The sequence below is a fragment of the Niabella aquatica genome, from assembly GCF_054779315.1.
In genome coordinates, this window is sequence record NZ_BAAGYM010000008.1 from 469,564 (window position 1) to 495,735 (window position 26,172).

The window sequence follows — 26,172 nt, forward strand, 5'->3', positions numbered from 1 at the left end:
GTCTAAGCGTTATCAATGGTTTTCTATTGACAGCATATTCCTGATCTCCCGGATAAGCAGTGCGCCGTCATTGATCTGAACCAGGTGCCCGCTGTTGGGCGCTTTTATCAACCAGCTGTTGGCAGAAAGCTTTAAGAGGTCGTGCTGCATTTCGTCTACCCATTGGCGGTATTCATTTCTTACAACGGTATCTTTAATAGCCGCATAACGAATTTCAGAAGTGCCTGTAATAACGGTGAGGGGGATATTCCCGAAAGAAGTATACTTTTCAGCATTTTTAAAATTCAGTGCATCATTTTCCACCTCTTCCAGTATTTTATCGCAGGACCGGTAGAAGAAATCCTTCTCCAGCCGGTGCAGCGGGTGGTTCATGGGTATTTCGGGAGATAGTGGAACAAAAGAGAACATCGTTCTATAAATCCCGGTATTGACAGCGAATTTGATCAGCCAGCGGGGCGGGATGCTTAACGCTTTTAAAAGTTCGGGCGAGGCCTTTTTGATCTGCTGCGGATGGGAAGCTTCTACAAAAACGATCCCGGCAATATCCTGCTCGTTTTTTTTGATAAAAGGTCTAAGGTAAATACCTGCCATAGAATGTCCTACAAGTATATACGGCTTGGGACAGTTTGTTTTTTCCAGCAGTAATTGCAGCTCTTCGGCAACCTGGTCGTTTGTTACCGGTGCGTCGGTGGCTTCGCTCAGCATTAGCCCGTTTCTGTCGTAAGCGATTGTAACCGCATTTTGGGAAATGCTGTCCTGTATTTCCTGCCAGATAGCATAGCTGCTTCCCATGCCGGATTGAAACACTACGGTACAGTTTCCCTGTCCTTTCTTTACATAATGAAGTGGCTTGCCGTTAATTTCAACGAAGGGTTTACCGGTAAAAGCTGTTTTTTCCAGTTTCCATCTTGAGTACTGTTCAAACAGTATCCCGGCCAATAGTAAAAAAGCGAGAATAAACAAAAACCATTTTAGAAAGGGGAGCATAGATTCTATCATAAAAAAATGCTGCTGCACGAGGCGTTTTCGCCTCATACGCCTATTCTGTCGCCTGCGGCGATTAATATAATAGTAAGGTCTGCTTGCCAGCCGGATCCGCTCTACACAATAGTTTTGCGGGTCGTCCTGGAAGAAAGCCGGGGCAAAATTACTGCAATCAGCACCCTGAATTTCCAGGCCAATCGGGAAAATTCTGTTATCATAACAAATATTTCCAAATTCGTAAATAAGCTGAAACTTGCAAGGGATACATTTGCCTCGTGACCGAAGAAGTGTGGAGTGTCATCCCGGCAACTGTACGCGACGAAGTGCTCGCCCGTACCGGACGGCACGTTCGGGCGGGGAAGGGTCTCTTTATGTTGGAGATGTTTCCCTGCCAGCAGGCAGGGACTCCGCTCTGCTTCGCTGCCAATGACATGTTGTGTTATGTTTGAAAGCAATTACATTGTAGGTCGTCATTCCGATCCCGATGATTTATCGGGACGAAGCTGGCGAGGAATCTCCTCAATTCAGGAGACTTTCGGCTCCGCTAAGCTTCGCTCAAAGTGACGCCCTTAATTGTTAACTCGGCATGACATATTAAGGACACCGTCACTCTGACCGGAACGAAGTGGAGCGGAAGGGTCTCCGCTGTGAAATGACGTTAGATGCAAATTAATATGACCACTATTGCTGTATACCTGTTTTTTGTCGGGGCGCTTTCCGGCTACCGGGCTTCCAAATACTGGCCTAAGGAGCTGACAGCCCTTTCCTGGTTGAGAAAAGGCTGGTTGACATGGGCATGCGTGCTGTTGGGTACTGTGTTGTTAGGAATAGACAGGGGATGGACAACCGGACTTTTGCTGGCGTTATGTATTTATATGGCCCTGCTGTCCTGCGTGGTGTTTTTCACCAACTGTAACCGCGGGATCCGGTCAGGTGCACTGATCTTATTTCATATGTTATGTATGTTGGGTGTAATTTTCAAATTCTGATATGCCGGCAAATCCAAAATATTTAAGCCCCCCGGGTCAGCGCGTGTTAAAGATCAGCGCGGGCCTGCTGGGTGGGTATATGCTGTCCATTACGTTGCATCTTGTTATGGCATTAGTTCCTGGTATCGGGCTTAGCCTGCTGGTCTCCGGTACCTTTTCCGTCTTTTTATTATGGGCGGTATTTATGGTGCTGGCATTCCTGGTACGTAATGGCTGGGTGATATGGGGTATTTACCTGCTGCTGTCGCTGGTCTTTGGTTTTATCGCTTATAAAGGAGGGGGAATTGTATGAAGGGATTAGGTACCAGGGCGTATAATATCCTGTTCCATACGCATACCGTAAGCGGTATTGTGATCAGCGCTGTTTTATTTATCATCTTTTTTGCAGGCGCCCTATCGCTGTATAAACAGGAAATTTACCAGTGGGAAGACCCTGCCGCACGTATACCCGTGGTAAACAATATTGATTTTGAACGGCTGATCCTGCGGCTGGATTCGGCAAAAGCCGGTGTAAAAAACGCTGATGAAGTACGGGTGCGTATGCCTTCAGAAGCCCACCCTGTGTATACGGTTTACGCGCCTGTTGAAGATTCATCCGGCACGCAGTATGCCAGTTTTGTTTATAACCCGGTTACGGATGGTATTACCGAACTTTTTCAGGGAGATGGAACTACCACCGGGGAAACGCTTTACCGGCTGCATTTCCTGGACCAGGTGCCTTTTTATATTGGGCGCTATATAGCCGGGTTTGTTTCCCTGTTCTTTGCTTTTGCTGTTATTACAGGACTGCTCATACACTGGAAAAATATTGTTACAAAATTTTATGCTTTTTCATTTAAAAAGATAACAAAACAATTCTGGACCAACGCACATACTGTATTTGGAGTTATCGGGCTGCCTTTTCAGTTGATGTATGCGATAACGGGCGCGTTTTACCTGTTAAGTATTTTTATTCTTGCCCCGGCAGTGATCGTATTGTTTAAAGGCGATCAGCAGCAGTTGATCACAAAGCTCTATCCCCCCGAAGCTTTTCACGGGCACGATGAAAACCAAAAACTCCAGACAGCGGCTCACATGCCTGTAGCGGCAGGTATTCAAAAGATACGCAGCGATTACCCGGGGTATAATATTTCCTTCCTGGAGATCATCAACCCTGGCAAAGAAAATGCTTCCCTGGGCGCCGACCTGGTGAACAGTAAGGCATTCAACCAGGATGGAATGGCGGTGCTGGACCTGCATACGGGCCAGTATAAGCTTGAAATAAAACCCGGCGAAAAGAATTATCTGCAATCCATTTTAGGCGGCATCAGTAAAGTTCACTTCGCCACTTTTGGTGGCTGGTTATTGAAAGCGTTATATTTTGTACTGTCGCTGTTTACCTGTTTGGTTATTATCAGCGGTGTACTGATGTGGAAAGCGGCGCGTAATAAACCGGCCTATACCGATCAGCAGCGCCGTTTTCACCATCGCGTGACCATGATCTACCTTGCTGTTTGTTTCAGCTTATTCCCGGCAACAGCTTTGCTTTTTATTGGTGAGCAATTAATTCCTGCAATACCCGGACATGCGCGGTATGTGAATACCCTGTTCTTTTCAGGCTGGTTGTTATTTGCCATCATTGGCTATTTTTTGAAAACCGAAAAACGCGTTACCATATGCTGTTTGATACTGGGTGGTGCGCTTGCCTGCACCATTCCTTTCGCCAATGGTATAGCAACCGGCGATTGGTTTTGGAGATCGGCTACCATTCATCCTTATGTGTTTATAACAGACATTGTGTGGCTGATAACTGGAGTGTTGTCGCTGGTGCTGGCGTGGGCTATGCGAGGACCCTTCCGCTCTGCTGTGCTTCGGTAAGAGTAATAGTGTCCTTTCCTTGCGCGGGTCTATGCTTTGGCAATGTGTGCGGGCTGACCTGTGCATTGTTGTTATTTATCTTAGGTACGGTTAGTCATTCTTTTTTCCACGCTTTTTCTCCGAAAGCATTCGGAGCAAAAAGGTGGAGCCAAAAAGGGCCGCCGGAAATTGTTGCGGGCTATTTCCGGCGAGAATTACTATCTGCGGTGTGCTTGGCAAATCGTCAATGAATACCCGTCTGACCGGACGGGCAGGTTTGCTTACGCCTGATTTTGTTTTCCGCGTTTTGAGATGGCCTTGAAAAAATGGCGTTAAGAAAATAATCTTGTAAGCCGTTAAGAAGCCGCCATTGTTTGAGCCCTTTCCTTGCGCGGGTCTGTAGCGCGGTAATGTGTGCGGCTGACCCGTGCATTGTTTTTATTTCGCTGTTCGAGGCGTCCCCGTCTGAATGGCGTTAGCCGGGCAGGCTCGCCTCGAACTTATATGTTGTCGCCTCATGGCGATACGTGAACCTCCTCAAACTCTTCCTCCCTTACATCAATCAAATGCGCGGCTTCCACCAGCTTTGCTAAATGGCTGTGCACCTTGAACGGAGCCACGGGTGCAAAACTGCCATCTCCGCAAAATGCGCCATCCACAACCTGTTCCCAGCAGTGCAGCCAGTTGGTTAGCGACTGGTAGCGGAAAAACTTTTGAAACACCAAATACGGGTTACCATATTCCTTTTCAGACAGTTGGCGCGGGAACTCCTTCCATGCATTGGCGCTAACGTAATGGCTGCAGTAGTACTTTTTATTGAACAGGTCATCCCCGTTAATAATTACAGGGCTATGCTTTTTATGCCTTAAAGCATGGGCTGCTTTTATAAACGAACGGATCATTTTCATATACAGCAGTACATCCCCCGGCGATTCGCCTTTGTATACACCCGCCCCGCTGGCGCTGCTGACCAGCTTTTTGATGAGCTTGCGAAAATCGTGTACATGCGCTTCGGCAAAGAAACCGGCGATTACCTGGTAGGGATCGGTAACGGGCTGGTACAGCCAGCACCGGGTTTCAAACGGGTCTTTGGGGTGTTTGCGGGTGTTTGACATGGGTGTTGTTTTTAGTTAGGAGCAAGGGGTCTAATTTCTTTTTTTCACGTTTTTTGCTTGCCCAAAAAAGTGGAGCAAAAAAGGGCAGCCGGAAATTGTCGCGGGCTATTTCCGGCGGGAATTACTATCAGCAGTGTGCCTGGCAAATGAACAATGAATATTTGCTTACGCCTACCGGGGTTATGAGGAGCAGCCGAAACATCTCTGTAATACGGGATGGTCCTACATCGGGGAGACCCTTCCGCTCCGCTGCGCGACGGTCAGGGTGACGTTCACGAAGGAGTGACGGTTCATGAAGAGGGGACACCATCATTCCTGCAATGTCATGTTGAGCGGAGTGTAACGGAGTCGAAACATCTCTGTAATACGGGATGGTCCTACATCGGGGGGACCCTTCCACTCCGCTGCGCTTCGGTCAGGGTGACGTGGTGCGTGAAAGGAGCGCTTTGGTCCCTGAAGGGGGCCTTTGGACAGGGTGACGCGGTGCGTGTGGGGAGAGACCCTTCCGCTCCATTTCATCCCGGTCAGGGTGACAATGCTCCGTATTGATGCCTGCCGGGGCCCCGCCCGGTGTGGTGCGGGCAGGGGTGTTTGGGGGCAGGCTTCTCTTATGCAGGCTACCATTTGTGGGGTGGGTACGGTGAACTTGCCGGCGAGTGAGCGGCGCGGCACTTTGTAGTAATGGCCCTCTTGTATATGGGGCCGGGCTTTGGCGCAGCAGCTTTTTAATGTGCTTTACGGGGAGTTGCCAAATATGCCCTTCCTGCATTTGTTGCAGCCGGTTTTGGCTATTTGCTAATAGAAACAGGGCTTGCAGCCATTGGATTGGGTTAAAATGGGTGTAGGTGTTTTGCACAGGTGTGGCAACGGCGGTGTTCATAACAAAAAAGTTTTAGGCTGGCACCCGCACAAAAAAGGCGTGGCGCTCAACTTACCGACTTGAGGTACTGGCATACCCGCAACGAATAAGAGAGCTCACGCCTAGGTCGTGAGCTATTCTGCTTATCATCTCGTTGCGAAAGAAAAGTGCCAGTTTTCAAGTCGAGATTCAAAGCGAATGCTTCAATACTATTATGAAGTAATTCGCAAATTTATTTTCATAACAAATATAAGAAAAGATTTTATTTGTCAGCCAATTGGCTGACATTATTTTTTTACAGATTATTCACCTTGCACACATGCCTAAGTTAGACAATATTGATTTAGCCTTAAAAGAGAAGATAGCCAGGAGAATTAAAAATCTCCGGGAACACTCTGGAAAAAACCAATCAACCTTTGCAAGTGATGCTGAAAAAGACCGGCAAACGCTAAGCAGGTGGGAAACTGGTCGAGGAGCGACAATCTATACTATTAATAAATTTTGTAAAGAGATAGGTATTTCTTTAGGTCAATTTTTTGATGATCCTATTTTTAAGGGAAAATAGAAAGTGCTGCCTAAAAAACTGTGTCTCGCGCAGGCCTTATGGCCTGTGGGTTTATTACTTAAGGTTAAGTAGTAAATAAAATTTCCATATCACGGATGATGACATGGGTCTCTTTTAGTTTATCAATAACAAGAAGATTCTTTTGTATATCATTGATAGTATTCTTGACTGCTAAAGCAAAATCATCATATAACTGTTCTAAAACTATAATGTAAGCAGCGTCATTTTTTTGCAAATGCCATTTTCTAACTTCTTCCTCATCGTAATGCGATTTTATTGAAGTTAATCTAAACCGATCTTGATCCGTTCTAAATTGATGCACCATAGGGCAACGAAAATTCTCATAAAGGCAAGGATGTTTTTGTTTTTGTGAGCCATCAAACTTTTTATAAATAGTGCCCATCAAATCAATGCCCTTTTTGAAGCGTTTTCTACTGACTCCTACTTTTTCGGAATTAAAAGGCATCTCATCATAACAAGCCCCGAGGAACTCAATACCACATATAACAGGTAAAAATTTTAAAAATGGCTGCCCTGGTTGAATAATTAGTGCACGAAGATCTGTAATTAAAAAATGCTGCAAAAAATCGGCGACATTCTTTGGTTCAGCGAAATTTTCAGATAGCTTTTTATGCTCGTTTTTAGTCAATTTGTAAAATAATTTATTTCAAATAATCTATGCAGGTTTCTTGTTCTATATGTGCCAACTTTTTATAAACTACTATTTATATGCCCATAATGGTTCGCTTTCCCAATTTGGTTTAAATCCCAAAGCATTAGGATCTACCGATGGATATTTTTTTAATAATTCCTGTAATTTTTTAGAAAACGAATTTTCAGGGGCTATTATATTCAGCAAATAGCGCATAATGCAAAAATGAAGATATAGCTTTTGCGTATCTTTTGGCACATCATTTACCCATAAATACGGTGGTTTTGGCAGCAGCTTTGGGGTGCCGGGTAAGTTTTTATTCCATAACCTGCTATGATGTGCACAGTAGTTACGTATTTGCGCAATGGATTGCAGCCAACTGGGTAAATAGGTATGATTAACAGCTCCTAATTCTACTGCAATAGTGTCTTTGGATTTTACTGTGTTGTTTAAATTGCCGTACAATTTGGATAAAGAGCCGAAACTGGTTAGCTCTAATGTTTTCCAAGCCGGGGGAAAACGTAAATCATCTTTATATTTTCTTTTGTGCTCTCTTATGAATATGTCTTTAGAACGGCTTACTTCTTCCTGAATGGAAGACAAGGTTTCGATTAACGCAGAAGTGTCATTAAAAATTGCCGTATTTTGAAACCACCAGGGATCAAATTCATGCGATAAATGATAGATCAGTTTTGTACGTAAACTGATTTCAATTTTTTCTATAACATCAAATAATAAAACTCTTAGCTCTCTGTCAAAATTATAGAGGTGTATAACGTCTTCAAACCGGCTGTTGGGTTTGAATAAGTGCGCTTCCTTATCTGCCTGCATAGACCACCAATAACCTGCAAGCCGGTAGTAACTAACCTGTGAAAGATAATGTTTGGCAAGTGCATCATCGTCAATTTGTAAACCACGCTGTTGCAGTTGTTTTATTTGATCGCTTATAGTATATGGTTGTTTGTTATATAACATTGAGTAGTATTCATAAAAAAATCCGCATAAGTATTTATAAAGTAATACCTATACGGAATTAAAATGTTTTAAAAGCAAAAGACTCGCCCTGGTACGCTGTTCTGTGGGTAGCGTGGCGAGTACTGTTAATACAAAGATACCAATTTTTTACACATTGATGGATATTTTTCGCAAAATACTTAGAGCGTATGTCCCTTATCCGATCCAGCAGCTCCTGGAAATAGTTGGGCTGGTTACCGGGTTTTAAGCGCTCATCATCCAGCGTAAAGCCTTTTATGAGGTATTCTTTCAAACGCTGGGTGGCCCACTTACGGAATTGAATACCCCGGTGGCTATCTGCCTGATATCCAACAGATATTATAACATCCAAATTGTAAAATTTGGTATTGTACATTTTACCATCACCAGCAGTTGTTCGGAAATACCGAACAACTGAATCTTCATCTAATTCTCCCTTCTTAAAGATATCTGTCAAATACTCACTAATGGACGATTTAGATTTTTGGTACAATGTGCACATTTGTGCTTGTGAAAGCCAAACATCTTCACTCTCAAGCCTTACCTCAATCCTTGTGTTTCCACCCTCTGTTTGGTAAATTAAAATTTCGCTTTCCATATGATTAGCTATTTATTCAATTTTCGATATGCTCTTTTTTGGTGATTTTTCTACGTGAAAATTTAAAAACAGTATCATCTCCAAAGATTTCTTCGGAAATATCATAAACTACAGATTCAGCTTTATAATTGATTTTCAACGCATCAAATAGTGCTTTAAGGTTAATATAGTAATATTGGCCTGCCTTGGCAATGCGGAAAGCATTGTTTCTAACTTCATTATATACAATTACGTATAACGATTCATCGGAAGGGTCATCTTCATTCGTTCCTATTGCAGCACTCTTATTGGTCTCTAATTTCAGTTTTTTTGCGGCATCTACTGTAAACCCTAGCTTTCCGCTTTTGTGCACGGTAGCTTTTAAATTTCTATCAAGACTATCCGGATTAAAGAATTTTATTTTCATGTTACAAATATAAACATGTGTTAGTGCAATTTAAAAAATATTTTTATTCCATCTTTTTATTGTTTGATATCTTGTTTGTTATCCATCTAACATCTCGCTGATCTCTTTTACTATGGTACGCAGCATTTTCATACTCACTGGCATGATGAAGATTGGAGGAGTTACATATTTTTACGGGAAGCCGTAAGGGGATAATTTAGGAGACACTTCCGCTCCATTTCATTCCGGTCAGTGCGACGGTGCGTGATGGGAATGCGTCGTTATTCCTGAAAGTCGTGCCGAGCGGAGCGAAGCGGAGTCGAAGCATCTCTGTAATGCGGGGTGGTCCTACATTGGGGAGACCCTTCCGCTCCACTTCATTCCGGTCAGTGTGACGGTGCGTGTGGGGAGACCCGGATGAAAAGATTTGGAGCTTAAAAACCTGCTGCTTTTATTACTGCACTGTGGCGTCGTTTTTCCGCAGCTTCATGGGTGAAAACCCGTGGATCTTTTTAAACGCGCTGCTGAAATTGGAAGTGTTCTGGTAACCGAGGAGCAGGCTGATCTCCTGTACCGAAAGCTGGGTATCCAATAAATGCTTTTTGGCCTGGTGCATCCGCACTTCCTGTAAATAGCCAAACACCGTATTGTCGAAAATGCTTTTGAAGCCGGATTTTAGTTTTGTCTGGTTAATGCCTACCATGCGTGCCAGGTCAATAATAGAGCATGGGCGCTCCAGGTTGTTGCGGATGATGGCGGCGGCTTCCCGTATACGCTCCTGGTCGGCCCTGTTGAGATTATGATCGGTTTTGCGGCTTTCCGCCTGTTCGTTGATGAGGGCTATTAGCTCATACGCTTTGGACTCCAGGTATATTTTGCGGGTAAGGCCCTGGTAGCTGCAGTTTTTAACGTCCTGTATGGCATTGTAAATGGCAGGGGTTATCTCAACCGTATTTGGGGAAAAGGTGGCAAGGGCGCTGCTTTGTATGTTTTCTAAAAATGCATCCATCAACTTCGATTCCCCGGCATAGTTATGGAGCCCGTTTACGGGCAGGTGAATATCGAACGTGTTATAAACCACATCCTTTTTAAAGAAGATCCGGGCTTTATTTTCTGCTGCTGGCAAAAAGGCAATATTGCCCGACCCGGCGGGAGCCACCTGCTCCACGTTCCGCTTGTTGCGGTACACAATATCCAACTGCGAGAGGTTGAACTGGATCTCGAGCAGGTCATTGTCTCCTTCGCCGGAGATGGCCACATCGTCCTGTAGCTGGTAGCGCCCTTCGAGGATGAACAGATCATCGCGCAAAACCTGCTCCCTGAAATGGATGCCGCCTTTTGGTGTGGTCAGTTGTATGCTGTTTATATTTTCTTCGGCAACGGGAACACCGGTGTGCGGGTTGTGATACGATAAACGAATCGAAATCCGTGCTTAGGATTTCGGCACTCATAATATTTCCATTTTCATAAATAATATTTCCGTTTTCATAAACACCCACGCCTGCTATGAAGATAGCTTTGCGGCACAAAAATAAACTGTAAACCTCCAAGTACCCGTATAATTCGGTCATAGTACTGTAAAACAGGGAATTTGAGGAAAACAGCGCCCGTATTCACTTCTGCATAGAAGGCAAATACACCGAAGCATTTTTATGATATGTTCTTAAAAAAGACCTTTTTTCTACTACTCGTACTGGTTTGCAATTGGGCGGCTGCACAGGAACCTGGGGGCATAGCTGCCCTGCTGGTACAGAACGAAAACGGGATGCCGGTAGCGGCGGCCTCCGTGCGGCTTACAGGCCTGGATAAAACTGCGGTTACCAACGATAGCGGTCGTGCCGTAGTACACGGAGTTCCTGCCGGCAAACAGGACCTGGTTATTTCCGCAGTGGGGTATATAACGCTTAGCACCACCCTGCAAATGAAAGCGGATACCCCCATCTTTACATTTACATTGAAAAAAGATACGGTTGTGCTGGATGATGTGGCGGTATTTGGCTATGCGCCTGCTTTAAAAACCAATCGCCAAACCTTTAATGTAACGGCTATTGATGCAAAGAAACTGCACAATTCCACCCTGGATATTGCGCATGTGCTGAACCGGGTGCCGGGCGCCCGCTTGCGCGAAACCGGCGGCGTGGGCTCCGATTTTGATCTGTCGCTTAACGGTTTTTCCGGTAAAAGGATCAAATATTTCATAGATGGCGTACCGATAGATTACCTGGGCGCTGCTTTCCAGGTAAACAACATCCCTGTAAATTTTGCGGAAAGGATAGAAGTATATAAAGGCGTTATTCCTGTGTGGCTGGGCAGCGATGCGCTGGGCGGCGCGGTGAATATCGTCACTAACCAGGGCATGCGTAATTACTTAGATGTTTCTTACTCTTACGGCTCTTTCAACACCCATCGCAGCTACATCAATGCCGGTTATACCGCCAGAAATGGATTTACTGTTCGGTTAAATGCCTTTCAGAATTATTCCGATAATAATTATAAGGTAACCGTAGATGCGGCCGATATCCATACCGGGAAATATTATCCTGATACTACCGTTCGCCGCTTCCATGATCAATACGATAATGAAACCGCTATTGCGCAACTGGGCTTTGTAGATAAAAAATGGGCGGATCAATTGCTGGCCGGTATCACGGTTGGGAAATATTATAAAGAAATTCAAACAGGAGCACGGCTCACTACTGTCTTTGGAGCCTTGCATAACAAAGGTACTATTTTAATGCCGGCGTTGGTGTATAAGAAGAATGATTTGTTTACCAAAGGGCTGAACGCCTCCCTGAATGCCAATTATAATTTGGGCGAAGAACAGAGTATAGATACCGTGCATGCGCGTTATAACTGGCTGAAAGATTCTATTACCTACAGGGGAAAAGGGGGAGAGCGTGCTTACCAGTGGTATCAATATAAAAATAATACGGCCAATGCAGCTGCTTCCATTACCTACCAGGTAAGCAACCGGCATTTTTTTGCGCTCAATAATGTTTACAGCCATTTCGACAGGAAAGGCTGTAATATCGTATCTCCGCATGCTATGCTGGATAACATTCCGCAGCAATCCAATAAAAATATTTCCGGCCTTGGCTATCAATACAAAAACCCCAATAACTGGGATATTAGCGTATTCGGAAAATATCTCCTTCAACGTGCCCATACTACATTAATAGAAACAGATTTTACCCGCCCCGGAGACACGACATACAATAGAGTTTCCAAAAACATTGACAGGATTGGCTATGGTGTTGCCGGTACCTATTTTATAACTCCTGATCTCCAATGGAAGCTATCCTATGAAAACACTTACCGCCTGCCGGAAAGCGAAGACCTGTTTGGAGATGTAACAAACAAAGATGGTAACTGGAACTTAAAGCCCGAATCAGGTAAGAATTTCAACCTGGGTTTTAATTATACGCATCAATTTGGAACGCACCGTTTATGCGCTTCAGCAACAGGTGTTTATTCTTATGTTAACGACTACATCTATTACACCTTCAACGGCTATACTAATAAACTGTATCCGGATAACCTGCTGAAGGTTTCCAACCTGGGAATAGAGTCGGAAATAAGATATTCTTTCAAACAATTATTAGCAGCAGGGATCAATTTAACCTATCAGAATATACGGGATCAGCAAAAATACAGGACAGATATGCAGGGGGAGATCCCAAGCAATACTTACAAGGAACGTATTCCGAACGTCCCCTACCTGTTTGGCAATGCGGATGCAACACTCTATTTCAACAAGCTATTCAACGGTTCAGACAGGTTAAGTATCGGCTATAACGGGCTGTATGTACATGAATTTTATCTGTACTGGGCTAACGAAGGCGCCGCATCTACCAAACGGACCATACCTGAACAGTTGGCGCATGATGTTAACCTGGTTTATACCTTGAAGGACGGGAAATATAATATCGCTTTTGAGTGTAAAGATATTACCGATAAGCGGCTCTACGATAATTACAGCCTGCAAAAACCAGGTCGCTCATTCAACATTAAACTTAGATATTTTATTCACAAATAATTTTTTTTAATCAAACAATAAACAGGATAGATATGAAACAAAAAAAGCTGCTCACCGCCGGACTTATTGCATTATTGCTGGCTGGCGCATGTAGTAAAGATGATACCCCGGATAACAATAACGGAGAGGAAGACAAACCAAAAGACGGTGTATTTGTAATTACAGGACGCTCATCGGCATTTGCCGGTTCAGACGTGATTTATACGGCCAATAGTCTGGATACGGGTACACTAATTACAACCGGTACGGGTATTGAGCAGGATGGCTCTACATTTAACTATAGTGTAAATAATGGTTCTTTGTTCAGCTTTATGTTTGGACAATCGGCTGCCGGGGCAGTAGATGTATATGGCCTCGATGCTTCAAAAAAACTGGTAAAGTCGAGCAGTTTTCAAACAGAAACGATGACCTGTTTTGGAAATGTAGGGGATGATATCCTCACTTTTAAAAATGCATGGCAGCCGGAAGAGCAATTTACAAAATGGTACCGTATTGATTCAAAGACGAAACAAATTGTGGCACAGGGCGAGATCAATGCCGAGGCGTTGGTTGGCAATGGTGAAAAAGCATTCTTTACCGATGTAAAAAAAGTAGCTGATAAAGTTTTTGCATCTTTTATGAGTGTACAAAATGGCCTTACTTTCAGATCTGCTTACCCGGACAGCAATTATGTTGCTATCTATAAATATCCTGAAATGACGCTTGAAAAAGTAGTACGTGATGGCCGCACCGGATCTATAGGGGCTTACTGGTACAATGCTACGGACGTGGATGAAGACGGTAATTATTATGCATTCGGGACGAAGCTTACACCCGATCTGTCCGGCAAATATTCAACCGTTACACCATCCGGCATTATGAAAATAAAGAGTGGTGCAACGGCGTATGATCAGTCGTTCTTTATTAATCTTACTGCGGCTTCCGGTGGTCAGTATGTGTGGAGAAAAAATTATTTAGGGAAAGGCTATTTCTTATTATCCATGTGCCCTAAAGCCTATCAATATCCGCTGATGTATCTGGCAGGATTGTTTGGTGGCGGCGTTAACTTTGCCATAGTGAATGTAAATGATGGTTCTTTTAAATGGGTAACCGGCGCTCCCGCGGCAACAAGTGTTCAATTGACCACAGGTGATTATTATTATTCCAAACTGGATGGAACAGGTTACGTAGGCATCTATTCAAATGAAAATAACACGCAGGTTTCTGCCGTGTACAAGTTTGACGGGGCTTCAGCTACTGCTACCATGGGCCTTAAAACGGATGGTAAGGCTGCCATCACAACAATCAACTGGCTGCCTACTGCTGATTAAATAGTTTCTGAGATTTATTGATATTTTACAGGCTTGTATTGAGATATATCTTGATACAGGCCTGTTTTGTGTAAGCTGTCCTCTTGCGCCGGTCTCTCCGAGGGAGTCCTTTGGACCCGACCGATGTATATCCGTTACTTAGACTCTTCCACTTTCCTTGCGTGGGTCTATGCTTTGGCAATGTGTGCGGGCTATTTCTGGCGGGAATTATACCAAAGGCATCCCTTCGGGACTATCTGCGGTGTGCTTGGCAAATCGTCAATGAATATTTGCTTACGCCTGATTTTGTTTTCCGCGTTTTGAGATGGCCTTGAAAAAATGGCGTTAAGAAAATAATCTTGTAAGCCGTTAAGAAGCCGCCATTGTTTGAGCCCGCAGGGTCTAAGTGATTATTAGAATCTGCGGAGCGAGTTTGGCGGGTTTAGGTTTACAATATTATTTTTAGCCAATTTTTTCATAGCCTTGAATTTTTGCTCCACTTTTGTTTCAAGACAAAAGTGGAAAGAGTTTAAATTGTAAGCTATGATTATTAATTGATTGTATTCCTGTCATTAACAGCAGAGTGTAACGAAGTCGAAGCATCTCTTTAATACGCGGTATTCCTACATTTAGGAGACCCTTCCGCTTCACTTCGTTCCGGTGAGTGTGGGCGTACCCTTTCACTTCGTTTCGGTCAGGGTGACCGTACATGTAGGGTACGCGTTAATTTCACATCAGCTCACATACTCGTCCTCCCTTACATCAATCAAGTGCGCGGCTTCCACCAACTTTGCCAAATGGCTGTACACCTTGAACGGAGCAACGGGTGCAAAACTGCCATCCCCGCAAAAAGCGCCATCCACAACCTGTTCCCAGCAGTGCAGCCAGTTGGTTAGCGACTGGTAGCGAAAAAACTTTTGAAATACCAGGTAAGGATTACCATATTCCTTTTCAGACAGGTGGCGCGGAAACTCCTTCCACGCATCGGCGCTAACATAATGGCTGCAATAGTATTCTTTATTGAACAGATCGTCCCCTTTAATAACAACGGCACTGTGGTTTTCACGCTTTAAAGCATGTGCCGCTTTTATAAGTGAGCGGATAAGCTTCATATACAGCAGCACATCTCCTGTTGATTCGCCTTTGTATACGTCTGCTCCGCTGGCACTGCTGACCAGCTTTTTCACCAGCTTGCGGAAATCGTGCACGTGTGCTTCGGCAAAAATGGCGGCAAATACCTGGTAGGGATTTGTAAGGCTTTCATTCCGCCAGCAATGGGTTTCAAAAGGGTCTTTGGTGTGGCCGGGCTTGCGGCAGGTGTTTTGTGCAGGTGTGGCAACGGCGTTGTTCATAACAAAAATTTTTAGGTTTGCACCGCGCACAAAAAAGGCGTGATGCTCAACTTACCGAACTGAGGTACTGGTATACCCTGCAACGGATAAGAGAGCTCACGCCTAGGTCGTGAGCTATTCTGCTTATCATCTCGTTGCGAAAGAAAATTACCAGTTTTCAGTTCGAGATTCAAAGCGAATGCTTCAAATAAATTTATGAAGTAATCGCAAAAATAATTTCTTTGCAAATATACAAAGAAATATTATATAGTGGGGATTTGTTCCCACATTTATTTTTTATTAGAATAAGACCTTGCTACAAATCATATAATGTCTAAAATTTTGGAAAGCGATTTTTTAACCCAATTAGGGAAGCAACTTGAAAAGCTGAGAAAGAAGAAAAATCTAAGCTATAGAAAGTTTGCACAAAATTGTAATATAGATTATAGCGATATAAGCAAAATTGAAAAGGGAAAAGCGAATATCACAATGTTGACGCTATTGGAACTTGCTAAAGGACTGGAAGTGCATCCCAAAAAACTGCTGGATTTTGAGTTTGATTTTGAGGAGTGAGGTTATGTGATAATCACTAAGTCGTCAATACGGTCAAAATGCTTTTTGTTCAAGGTCGCAAATTGTAAATTATTTGCAATTGCAATAGCGGCGATAAATAAGTCTGCTATGTCAATGAGTTTACGTTTCCGCTTGAGTTCTTTGTTAATTTCAACTGCTACTTTAGCTGCATTTTTGTCAAAAGATAAAACTTCTGTTTTTTGAAGGAATTTATTCCAAAAATCTGTTTGTCCTGAAGTAGTACCCGTGTAGATTTCATATTCTGTTACAGAAGAAATACAATAGGTAAACCCTTGTCTGATTAATGAAACCAAAACAGAATTTTCCTTGTCGCTCTTGCGAAAAAGGTCGATAAGAATAGAAGTGTCAAGCAAAACTATTTTGCCCGCCATTGGTTAATAGCTTTTCTTGTTTTAGCAATTTCTTCAAGTTGTTTTTTGCTAAATGTTGGGGCAGATAGTAAAAATTTTTCAAGTTCAGAAGCTTCTTTAACTGTGTTTTTTTTATTATCTACTTCCTGCTTGAGTTTTGTCCATTGTTTTGCAGGAAGTTTTTTGGCTAACTGTACTAATTGCTCAAATCCTATGTCTAATTGCACTTGCATACCTCAAATTTACAAAAGTTTGACAAAGTACATTTATAATCGTTTGTAAACATCTAGATACGGCTGTATTGCGGTAAAATGCTGGCAGGATATACCTGCACATTTCCTCATGACCACATTGCATGAATACGTAGGTAATGCCCGATCATATTCATGGGATGGTTGAATTTATTTCGTCCAAAAATACCGTCGGGGTTCAAAATCTTCAACCGCGTACTCAAAAATCTTGAGCCTGTCTATCCCCCCGCCTGCTTATACGCCTTAGGCGTTTCGCCGGTAACTTTTTTGAACGCTGTGGAAAAATAAGAAGGTGAGGAAAAGCCGCACTGGTAGGCTATTTCAGATAAAGACAGCTCCTCATGCCTTATAAGGTATTTGGCCTTTTGAATTCGCTTGTTGAGTATATACTCATTAATGTTCACATCCAGCACAGGCTTTAGCTTTCTGTATAGCTGGATTTTTGAAATGCTTAATTCGTTGCAGATATCCTGTATAGAAAAGCTTTCATTACTGATATTCTGATCCACAATAGCATTGAACCGGGCCAGGAACGCTTTATCGTTTTTCTTACTAATGGTGCCGGGCATTTCATCTGACAATGAAACAGACAAATGTTTTTTCATCACATTGCGGCTTTCCAGCAGGTTGTGGATGGTTTGTTTCAATACATCAATATTGAAAGGCTTTGTTATGTAGGCATCTGCTTTTGTTTTAAGGCCCTCTACCCTGTTTTCTTCCGCAGTTTTGGCTGTTAAAAGAATGATCGGGATATGAGCTGTGCGGGCATCATATTTTAAGATCTTTGTCAACTGGATGCCATCGGTATTAGGCATCAGGATATCGGATATAACAATATCCGGCATTTCTTCAAAGGCCATCTTTATACCCTCCCTGCCGTCGTTGGCTGCTATTATATTATGGTCTGCAGCCAGCCTGCTTTGCAGGAAGTCCCTTAAATCGCTGCTGTCTTCCACGATCAGGATGGTATAAGGTTTACCGGCAACTGCCACGCTTTCATCCGGGGCAAGAAGCGGCTTGCTGTCGTGTAGGGCATAGTTTTCAATCCACGATAGCACCTGGCTTACATATTCTTTTGATTGACTGGTAGCCATTTCTGCTTCGCTGAAATGGGTATTACCCAAAGGCAATTGTATGCAAAAAACAGCTCCTTTATTTTTTTCGCTCACTACACGTATCGTTCCTTTATGCATCTCCACAAACTCTTTTGAAAGCGCCAGGCCCACGCCGCTGCCGTTTTCGTTCTGTACCGTACCATGATAGAAAAACTCGAATAAATGAGATTGTTCCTCTTCATTCATACCCAGCCCCGAGTCTTCTATCTTCACTATTACATTTTTATCTTCTTCATCCTTTTCAAGCATTACATAAATGTGGCCGTTGGTGCCGGTAAATTTGAAGGCATTGGAAAGCAGGTTAAAAAATACTTTTTCCATCTTTTCCGGATCTATCCAGACTTTAATGGCTGGCTCTTTAGTGATCAGCCGGCAATCTATTTGCCTTTGCCGGGCCAGTACTTCAAAAGATTTTATAATGTCTTCCGTGAAGCTCACTATATCTGTTTGCTGCACTTTCAGCTTCATTTTGTTTTCTTCTATTTTCCTGAAATCCATCAGCTGGTTCACCAGCAGTAAAAGCCTTGCCGCATTTTTTTTGATAAGGGAGAACTGGTACCGGGTATGCTGGGGCGTTTTGGGATTATTGAGCGATTCCTCTGCCGGCGCCATAATAAGTGTTAACGGCGTTTTAAGCTCGTGCGATACATTTGTAAAAAAGCTGATCTTTTGTTCGCTTACCTCCTGCACTTTTTTCGCCATGCTGTTGATCTGTTCACTTTTAGAAAGTATTTCCAGGTTCTGGAGCTGCAATTGCTTATTGGCCCTGATGTTTTTCCTGCGTAAATATACCAGCAGTCCGGACAAGGTTAAAAGCAATAATAAAGTAATCAGCAGGATATTGATGAGGTTGCGCTGAGTATTAAAGGTTTTGGTTTGCTGTTTTAAAAGCGTTTCCTGCCGTATAATGTCTTTTTGCTGCGCAACAATCTGGTTAAACTGCTGCTGCATCATGCCCGCGTTGGTATTGTCTACTATGATCGTTCTTAAAAAATCACGCTTGGGCACTTTTTGTTGATTCAGTATTTGGGCAGCAGTCCTGATAGCTTCGCCGCCGCCTGTAGGGTACAATACCGAGGCCAGCAGGGTACCATCCTCAATATAATTAAGCCCGGTACCGGCCTGCGCATCCACACCTATTACTTTAATGTCGGGGAATCCCAGTTGTTTGCAAACTTTTGCAGCTGTTGCAGCCATTACATCGTTATGCGCAAAGATCAGCTGTACATTCTGCAGCTCATTTCTTAATAACGGCAGTTGCCGCTCCACGCTTCCGGACAGCCAATCCCCGTTAATAACGCTGCGGATGGTAATACCTGGGTACCTGGCTAGCTCATCGCCAAATCCCTTTTCTCTTTGTTTGGCAGGTGTAGAGGACGGAAGCCCTGTAATTTCAATGATCGCTCCCCGCTCTTTCAGGTAACGGGCTGCGTATTTGGCTGCTAATGCCCCCACTTCCGTGTTATCAGCGCCTATAAAGCTATTATACGAGTTGGAGCTGATGTTACGGTCGACCGTAATGACCGGGATGCCGCTTTTATATATTTTGTCAATAATGGGTGTCAGTGGCTCGGCTTCGTTGGGCGATACGATCAGCAGGTCTATTTTTTGGGCCAGCAGCTCGTTGATCTGCGCTATTTGTTTTGAAGAATTGTAGCCCGCTTCTTTATAAATGATCTTCAGTTGCGGGTTAAAAACCAGCTCACGGTCTATTTCCTCCTTCATCGACTTACGCCAGGCATCTCCCTCTCCCAGTTGAGAGATCCCGATAGTATAGGTCTTCTCTTCTTTTGTTTTACAGGATGTGATGCACAGTAGTAAACAAAAGAGATAAACAAGAAAACGCGACCAGTTTAAAAATTGTATCATTGAATTTTACAATCGAATTAAAAGTAAGCAATATAATGGCCTGTATTGATATTTTTTTTAAACGTGTTTTAAAAGGTGTAAATTTGGGAAAATACGTTTTATGGAGACCTCTGTAATCAGGCAAAAGCTACATCAATTTATAGATACTGGTGATCAAAAATTACTTAAATTAATGTATGCTCTTGCCAGTGAATACTGGCAAAATGCAGAAGGTGACGTTTCTTCTGAATTCAGCGAAAACGATATTGCGCGTTATGAAACCAGGCGGGCTAACCGTCTGAAGGGGCTTAGCAAAACGTATGACTGGGACGAAGCTAAACGAAAAGTTACCGGAAAATAGTGATACCTGTGAACTATAGGTTGCGCATACAGGAGGAAGCCATAAATGATATTGAGCAGGCTTTTGTGTGGTATGAATCTCAAAAGTTAGGACTGGGTTATGAGCTGATCGAAGAAATAGAAAATTGTTACCAACAAATATGCGGGAATCCTGCTTACTACGGTTTTGTTAATAAAACATTTCGTCGAATACATCTCGACCGCTTCCCTTATAGACTGATATATGAAGTTGAAAACGACATGGTAATTATCAACAGTTTTGATCATACCAAACAAGACAGGAACTATTAAAAAGCTCCTGCATTCTCTTTTACCCTCATGAGTTTTCCCTTTAGCGAGGCTTTCTTTTCCCAAAGAACCTTACACAAGTGTCGCTTACCTGTAAAAGGAGTGATATTTTTTTAAAAAAAGCCGGTACTTTTTTTAAATAGCAAAACAAATCCCTTTCTGCTATAAAGATACAAAAAGTTAAAAATCAAAAACTTGCTATGGAAAAATAAAAATATTGAAAGGAATAAAGCATTTGTTACAAAAACAAAATAAGTACGGCCACACCCGGTGCTATTTTCACTGCCTGAAAAATAAATAACGATCAGGCATATGAAAAGTAAACTGGTATTCTGGAGTATTGTAATTGCCCTTGGCGGCTTGCTGTTTGGAATGGACGTTGCTGTTATTTCGGGTGCCGAACAGCAAATACAGCATATATGGAACCTTAGCGATGTATTACATGGCCAGGCTTTGGCCTCGGCATTATATGGAACGATTATAGGTGCTTTATTCGGCGGCATCCCTGCCGAAAGGTACGGGCGTAAAAAAGTGCTGTTATGGATCGGTATTGTATTCTTTATTTCAGCCATAGGCTCTGCCGTTGTTCACGATGTGTACTCGTTCATGGCCTTCCGCTTTCTGGGCGGCCTGGGTGTAGGTGCCTCATCGGTTGTAGCACCCATGTTCATTTCTGAAATTGCCCCGGCCAAAAACAGGGGTAAGCTGGTGGCCACTTTTCAGTTCAACATCGTATTTGGTATCCTGCTGGCCTATTTTTCCAATTATTTATTGGCCGGAATGGGCGATGAAGCCTGGCGCTGGATGCTGGGCATCCTGGCCATACCTGCCGCTTTATTTGTGGTACTGTTATATTTTGTTCCTGAAAGCCCGCGCTGGCTGATGGTGCATAAAAACGATTATGAAGGGGCACGTAAGATACTGGAAGTTTCAGATCCCGAAGGTGTGGAAGATGCCATTCAATCTATACAGCAGGATGTAAAGGAAGAAAAAAAGAAAGCCAGCCTTTCCGTTTTCTTCTCCAAAAGATTCCGCAAGCCTATTATTATGGCCATATTGATCGCCCTGTTCAACCAGCTTTCGGGTATTAATGCCATCATCTATTTTGCTCCCCGTGTTTTTGAGCTGGCCGGATTGGGTAAAAGCGCTGCCTTTTTGCAAAGTGCGGGTGTAGGGCTGGTAAATCTTGTATTCACCATGTTCGGGCTGTACCTCATCGACCGCCTGGGGCGCAAACGCTTAATGCTGATTGGCTCCCTGGGGTATATTATTTCTTTAGGCGCCATTGCTGCGGCCTTCCAGTTCCAGTTTTCAGGAACGGTAGTGCCTGTGCTGGTATTCATTTTCATTGCTTCACACGCCATTGGTCAGGGCGCTGTTATCTGGGTATTTATTTCCGAAATATTTCCCAACCAGGTACGCTCTTACGGGCAATCTTTAGGGAGCTCGGTACACTGGGTAATGGCAGCTATTATTACCGCTGTGTTTCCCTTCTTTGCCAATAACCCGGTCATAGGTCCGGCAAAAATATTCCTCTTTTTTATGATCATGATGGTACTGCAATTGCTTTGGGTTTTAGTAAAAATGCCCGAAACCAAAGGCGTGTCATTAGAAGAAATGGAACAAACGCTGGGCCCTTCGGCATTCTGATAGTTATCGGAACAGGGCGTCAATAGTGAGTAGCGAGGAGGGGTTTGCTACCTACTTGCTGCTCCTAACTCTCTACTTGCTTGCTTCAAACTAACACATTTTTTAACTATCAATAACGATTGTAATGATCAACAAAACCAATGAAGTAGTATGTTTTGGTGAGATCCTCTGGGATGTATTGCCCGACCAGGAATTACCGGGAGGGGCGCCCATGAATGTAACCTATCATTTAACAAAGTTGGGCCGGAAAGCTACGCTTATATCACGCATGGGAGATGATGAAAGAGGCGTTGCCCTGCGAAAAGTTTTTGAAGGAAAAGGAATAGATACCAGCTATGTGCAGACAGATCCCCAATACCGGACAAGCATCGTTTTAGCCACGCCTAATGAAGCGGGAGATATGAAATACCAGATTGTGGAAGATGTGGCCTGGGATTATATTGAAAAGCAGCCCGGCCATGAAACACTTATTGCCAATGCCCGTTATTTTGTTTTTGGCAGCCTGGCCACACGCAGCGAAGTATCCAGGAACACGCTGTTTGAACTGATGGGAATTCCCACCCGTAAAGTACTGGACATCAACCTGAGGGCGCCTTTTATAAATAAAAGCTGGCTCGAATACCAGCTTCGTAAAACCCATGTGCTTAAAATGAATGAAGATGAGCTGGTGATGGTAACCGGCTGGTATGCAAACCATCACAACCTTGAAGATAAAATAAAGCTGCTACAGGACCGGTTTAATATTGAAACACTCATCGTAACCTGCGGCGCCAAAGGAGCCGTGGTTAACTGTAACAGCAGGGTTTATTCTCACAATGGCTTTAAGGTAAATGTAGCTGATACCATTGGCAGCGGCGATAGTTTTCTTGCGGCGTTTTTATCAAAATTCATGGAAGATAAGGATGTTGAGGCCGCGCTTTCCTTCGCCTGCACGGTAGGCGCGTTTGTAGCCACACAGGAAGGAGGCTGCCCGGATTATAATGCAGATAACATAGAAAATTTCAGGAAGTAAAATAAAAAATATCCGAATCACGATTTATAACCATCACATAAAAATTGTCAAATGAAGAAAATTCTATTATTATTTTTCATCTGTTTTAGTACCACTTGTTTTGCTCAGCGGGCAAATATCAGTGGACTGGTCATTGATAAAGAAACTCAAAAACCATTAGCAGGTGTAACGATCAAATCTGCGTCAGGAATTGTAACTACTGACTCATTAGGAAACTTTACCATCAACGCTTCCCGTAATGAGAAGCTGGAAGTATCTCATGTTTCCATGTCTCCACTTATAGTACAAATTCCAGCTTCAGGAAGCTTTATTATTGAACTTTCATCATCTGTTGCAGACCTTAGTGAAGTTGTGGTAACAGGTTATAGCACTGAGAAAAAGAAAGATATAACCGGAGCGGTTTCGGTAGTGAAAATGAAAGATATTGCTTCCATACCAACTGGCAACGTAATGTCTGCACTGCAGGGGCGGGTACCGGGAGTAAATATAAGTACCGATGGAACTCCGGGAGGTGTAGGTACAGGCGTGTCAATACGGGGAATTACAACAATTAATAACAGCACACCTTTATATGTGATAGATGGTGTTCAAACCAGAACATCGGGTTTCATAAATCCAAGTGATATTGAGTCTATCCAGATATTGAAAGATGCGGCTTCCGCATCTATATATGGTACACAGGCCGCCAATGGTGTTATTATCATTACTACAAAACGGGCAGCTAAGAATCAGACCCGTGTTGATTTTGATGCAAGGTACACCTTTCAAAAGTTTCATACCAACATAGAAATGCTCAATGCACAACAATGGGGAGATGTTTATTGGAAAGCCTATAAAAATGATGGGGTGCAACCCAGGCATGATATTTATGGGAACGGGGCAACTCCTGTGATTCCGGAATTTATAGACTTGAAGAAAACAATCCGGTCTGGCAACACTAATTGGGCTGACGAAGTTTACAAACCTTCTTTACTACAGGAGTATAATGTGTCTGTTTCAAGAGGAGGAGAAAGCGGAGGATCTGTTTTTTCACTTAACTATTTTGATCAGGATGGGTTGATTAAATATACCAACTATACACGTTTTACCCTTCGGCTAAACTCAGATTACAGATTCTTAAATAACAGGTTTCGTATTGGTGAAAATCTGAATTTAAATAAGATAAGTGAGAAAGTAAAGCCTGGTGGCATCGAAGAACTGGCAATTGCACAGCACCCTATTATACCTGTTTATGATATTAATGGTGGATATGCCGGCCCGACACAAGGGTTGGGAGATAAGCCAAACCCTGTTCGGTTGCTGAATGAAGTCCGTCAAAACAGAAATAATCAATGGCGTATAATGGGCAATGCGTACGCGGAACTCGAACCAATAAAAAATCTCGTATTGCGCTCCAATTTCAGCCTTAATTATGGCAATGGGTTTTATTCTTCTTTTGCTCCCAAGTGGAAAGAAGGAGATCGTACTGTTAACAAAAACAGTCTCTACACAAAATCAGATTATGGTATTGACTGGATATGGTCTAATACTATTGCCTACAACAGAGATTTTGATAAACACCATCTTTCCGTTTTGGGTGGTACAGAAGCCAAAGAATCCAGAGGAGAATTTATAGATGCGGCAAGGGAGGATTATTTGATTGAAGTAATGGATTACAGGTATCTGAGTGCGGGAAGCGGAAAGCAAACAAACGGTGGCCTGGCCGATCGCACCGCTATGGTATCTTATTTTGGAAAGCTGAATTATAATTTCGCTTCCAGGTACCTGCTATCAGGTACACTCAGGAGGGATGCTTCTTCAAGGTTTGGAAATAATAATAATGCGGGTTTATTCCCTGCTGTATCGGCGGGATGGCGGATAAGTGATGAGTTCTTTATGAAAGATTTGTCATTCCTGTCATCGTTATTGCTGAGGGCCAGTTGGGGGAAAAATGGTAATGACCAGATTGATAATGAAGCCACCTATACAAAGTATGGTATTAACCTGGCAGGAGCTGGCTATGATATTGCCGGTATACAATCGGGAGTGATCCCTACTGGCATCACTAAACTACGTAGCGGCAACCCTAATGTACATTGGGAAATAACCACACAAACGAACCTGGGATTTGATTTAGCGCTTCTGCAAAATAAATTATCCTTAACCCTGGACTATTATGTAAAGAAAACTGAAGGCATGTTGATAGACCGGCCTTATATAGCCGTTATTGGCGAGGGCGGATATATGGCTTACAATGGAGCCTCTTTAAAAAATAATGGGTTCGAAGGTGTTTTAACCTGGCGGGAAAGAAAAGGAAATGATTTTTCCTATGAAGTAAACCTAACAGGCACCGCCTATAAAAACAAAATCACAGGACTACCGGAGGAAATTTATTACACCTGGGGAGGCGGTAATGGTATTGATAAAAGCATTGTGGGACAACCACTGGGATCGTGGATGGGTTATAGAACGAATGGATTATACAGAACATCTGATGATCTGAATGACGGTATAAACCAATCTGGCAGGGCATTGGGGAGAATAAGATATGTTGATACCAACGGGGATAAAGTCATAGACGATAAAGACCGGGAATGGCTGGGAACAGACCTCCCCAGATTTACGGGCGGATTAAATGTAGCAGTTACTTATAAAAGCTTCGATGCAGCATTTCTTTTGAACGGAGTAGTAAGAAAAGCCTACAACAACTCAAAATTTTATACAGATTTTTTCCAGTTATGGACAGGCAATCATAGTACCCGCCTGCTACAGGCATGGGATGCGGATGCAAATTTTAATTCAACTATTCCTGCGTTGACTGCTGTGAATTTAAATGATGAAGGCCGTCTCTCAGAATATTTCCTGGAAAACGGAAATTATATCAAGCTTAAAAATTTACAACTGGGCTACACGCTACCTGGCAGCATTGCAAAAAGAGCTTCTTTAAGAAATATGAGAATATATCTCCAGGCACAGGATCTGTTCACTATTACAAAATACACCGGTGCAGATCCTGAAGGATTGGGATACCCTTATCCGATACCACGCACATTTACTTTTGGAATCAATTTTGGATTTTAACACGCTCAAAAA

Annotated in this window: 23 protein-coding genes; 12 read left to right on the forward strand and 11 right to left on the reverse strand. The window is 43.1% G+C overall.

Translation table 11 applies throughout. The annotated features are described in order from the left end of the window. Positions 1-12: 12 nt before the first annotated feature. A complete protein-coding gene (locus ACYVBM_RS08960) occupies positions 13-1,035 on the reverse strand; it encodes an alpha/beta fold hydrolase (RefSeq protein ID WP_460685305.1) in 1,023 nt (340 codons plus the stop codon). Positions 1,036-1,646: 611 nt separating this feature from the next. Between ACYVBM_RS08960 and ACYVBM_RS08965 the strand changes: the two genes are divergently transcribed. Genes ACYVBM_RS08965 through ACYVBM_RS08975 form a run of 3 tightly spaced genes read left to right on the forward strand, consistent with a single transcriptional unit; the run spans position 1,647 to position 3,830 of the window. After that, positions 1,647-1,973, forward strand: a complete 327-nt coding sequence (locus tag ACYVBM_RS08965; protein ID WP_460685306.1) for a hypothetical protein — start codon at positions 1,647-1,649, stop codon at positions 1,971-1,973. A gap of 1 nt (position 1,974) precedes the next feature. Beyond that, a complete protein-coding gene (locus ACYVBM_RS08970; protein WP_460685307.1) occupies positions 1,975-2,265 on the forward strand; it encodes a hypothetical protein in 291 nt (96 codons plus the stop codon). Continuing rightward, positions 2,262-3,830: a PepSY-associated TM helix domain-containing protein gene (locus ACYVBM_RS08975; protein WP_460685308.1), complete on the forward strand. Its 1,569-nt coding sequence runs from the start codon at positions 2,262-2,264 to the stop codon at positions 3,828-3,830. The genes ACYVBM_RS08970 and ACYVBM_RS08975 overlap by 4 nt, the downstream gene beginning before the upstream one ends. A 494-nt stretch (positions 3,831-4,324) precedes the next feature. Here ACYVBM_RS08975 and ACYVBM_RS08980 read toward each other — a convergent pair whose 3' ends face one another. After that, positions 4,325-4,924 (reverse strand): hypothetical protein, encoded by a 600-nt coding sequence (locus ACYVBM_RS08980; RefSeq protein ID WP_460685309.1) that lies wholly within the window; start codon positions 4,922-4,924, stop codon positions 4,325-4,327. Between the two features lie 1,178 nt (positions 4,925-6,102). Here ACYVBM_RS08980 and ACYVBM_RS08985 point away from each other — a divergent pair. Beyond that, on the forward strand, positions 6,103-6,348 hold the full coding sequence (locus ACYVBM_RS08985) for a helix-turn-helix domain-containing protein (protein ID WP_460685310.1): 246 nt from the start codon (positions 6,103-6,105) through the stop codon (positions 6,346-6,348). Between the two features lie 64 nt (positions 6,349-6,412). Here ACYVBM_RS08985 and ACYVBM_RS08990 read toward each other — a convergent pair whose 3' ends face one another. From ACYVBM_RS08990 to ACYVBM_RS09010, 5 genes are all read right to left on the reverse strand, one after another. Then, entirely contained in the window at positions 6,413-6,997 is a 585-nt protein-coding gene (locus ACYVBM_RS08990) for a hypothetical protein (RefSeq protein WP_460685311.1), read from the reverse strand. A gap of 72 nt (positions 6,998-7,069) precedes the next feature. After that, positions 7,070-7,975 (reverse strand): Abi family protein, encoded by a 906-nt coding sequence (locus ACYVBM_RS08995; RefSeq protein ID WP_460685312.1) that lies wholly within the window; start codon positions 7,973-7,975, stop codon positions 7,070-7,072. A 58-nt stretch (positions 7,976-8,033) separates the two neighbouring features. Then, a complete protein-coding gene (locus ACYVBM_RS09000; protein WP_460685313.1) occupies positions 8,034-8,591 on the reverse strand; it encodes a virulence RhuM family protein in 558 nt (185 codons plus the stop codon). 16 nt (positions 8,592-8,607) lie between these two features. Next, complete coding sequence (locus ACYVBM_RS09005) at positions 8,608-8,997, reverse strand: hypothetical protein (protein ID WP_460685314.1); 390 nt, start codon at positions 8,995-8,997, stop codon at positions 8,608-8,610. Positions 8,998-9,430: 433 nt separating this feature from the next. Beyond that, entirely contained in the window at positions 9,431-10,285 is an 855-nt protein-coding gene (locus ACYVBM_RS09010; protein WP_460685315.1) for a helix-turn-helix transcriptional regulator, read from the reverse strand. 348 nt (positions 10,286-10,633) lie between these two features. Here ACYVBM_RS09010 and ACYVBM_RS09015 point away from each other — a divergent pair, with 348 nt between their 5' ends. Beyond that, positions 10,634-13,012, forward strand: a complete 2,379-nt coding sequence (locus ACYVBM_RS09015; protein WP_460685316.1) for a TonB-dependent receptor — start codon at positions 10,634-10,636, stop codon at positions 13,010-13,012. Between the two features lie 32 nt (positions 13,013-13,044). Continuing rightward, entirely contained in the window at positions 13,045-14,322 is a 1,278-nt protein-coding gene (locus ACYVBM_RS09020) for a DUF4374 domain-containing protein (RefSeq protein WP_460685317.1), read from the forward strand. A 713-nt stretch (positions 14,323-15,035) separates the two neighbouring features. Here the strand turns inward: ACYVBM_RS09020 and ACYVBM_RS09025 are convergent. Continuing rightward, entirely contained in the window at positions 15,036-15,653 is a 618-nt protein-coding gene (locus tag ACYVBM_RS09025; protein WP_460685318.1) for a hypothetical protein, read from the reverse strand. Between the two features lie 309 nt (positions 15,654-15,962). On the opposite strand from ACYVBM_RS09025, the gene ACYVBM_RS09030 reads away from it, so the two are divergent. Continuing rightward, positions 15,963-16,205, forward strand: a complete 243-nt coding sequence (locus ACYVBM_RS09030; protein WP_460685319.1) for a helix-turn-helix domain-containing protein — start codon at positions 15,963-15,965, stop codon at positions 16,203-16,205. A 2-nt stretch (positions 16,206-16,207) separates the two neighbouring features. On the opposite strand, the gene ACYVBM_RS09035 is transcribed toward ACYVBM_RS09030, so the two are convergent. From ACYVBM_RS09035 to ACYVBM_RS09045, 3 genes are all read right to left on the reverse strand, one after another. After that, positions 16,208-16,597, reverse strand: coding sequence for a type II toxin-antitoxin system VapC family toxin (locus ACYVBM_RS09035; RefSeq protein ID WP_460685320.1), 390 nt, complete (start codon positions 16,595-16,597; stop codon positions 16,208-16,210). Further along, positions 16,582-16,809, reverse strand: a complete 228-nt coding sequence (locus ACYVBM_RS09040; RefSeq protein WP_460685321.1) for a hypothetical protein — start codon at positions 16,807-16,809, stop codon at positions 16,582-16,584. Before ACYVBM_RS09040 ends, ACYVBM_RS09035 begins: the two co-directional genes overlap by 16 nt. A gap of 236 nt (positions 16,810-17,045) precedes the next feature. Continuing rightward, positions 17,046-19,811: a substrate-binding domain-containing protein gene (locus tag ACYVBM_RS09045; RefSeq protein WP_460685322.1), complete on the reverse strand. Its 2,766-nt coding sequence runs from the start codon at positions 19,809-19,811 to the stop codon at positions 17,046-17,048. A gap of 100 nt (positions 19,812-19,911) precedes the next feature. Between ACYVBM_RS09045 and ACYVBM_RS09050 the strand changes: the two genes are divergently transcribed. The 5 genes from ACYVBM_RS09050 (at position 19,912) to ACYVBM_RS09070 (ending at position 26,160) form a co-directional block, all read left to right on the forward strand. After that, positions 19,912-20,151 (forward strand): hypothetical protein, encoded by a 240-nt coding sequence (locus ACYVBM_RS09050; protein WP_460685323.1) that lies wholly within the window; start codon positions 19,912-19,914, stop codon positions 20,149-20,151. 8 nt (positions 20,152-20,159) lie between these two features. Continuing rightward, positions 20,160-20,441, forward strand: coding sequence for a type II toxin-antitoxin system RelE/ParE family toxin (locus ACYVBM_RS09055; RefSeq protein WP_460685324.1), 282 nt, complete (start codon positions 20,160-20,162; stop codon positions 20,439-20,441). A 309-nt stretch (positions 20,442-20,750) separates the two neighbouring features. Beyond that, on the forward strand, positions 20,751-22,088 hold the full coding sequence (locus tag ACYVBM_RS09060; protein ID WP_460685325.1) for a sugar porter family MFS transporter: 1,338 nt from the start codon (positions 20,751-20,753) through the stop codon (positions 22,086-22,088). A 124-nt stretch (positions 22,089-22,212) separates the two neighbouring features. Continuing rightward, positions 22,213-23,100: a carbohydrate kinase family protein gene (locus ACYVBM_RS09065; RefSeq protein WP_460685326.1), complete on the forward strand. Its 888-nt coding sequence runs from the start codon at positions 22,213-22,215 to the stop codon at positions 23,098-23,100. 51 nt (positions 23,101-23,151) lie between these two features. Then, a complete protein-coding gene (locus tag ACYVBM_RS09070) occupies positions 23,152-26,160 on the forward strand; it encodes a SusC/RagA family TonB-linked outer membrane protein (protein ID WP_460685327.1) in 3,009 nt (1,002 codons plus the stop codon). The last annotated feature ends 12 nt before the right edge of the window (positions 26,161-26,172 follow it).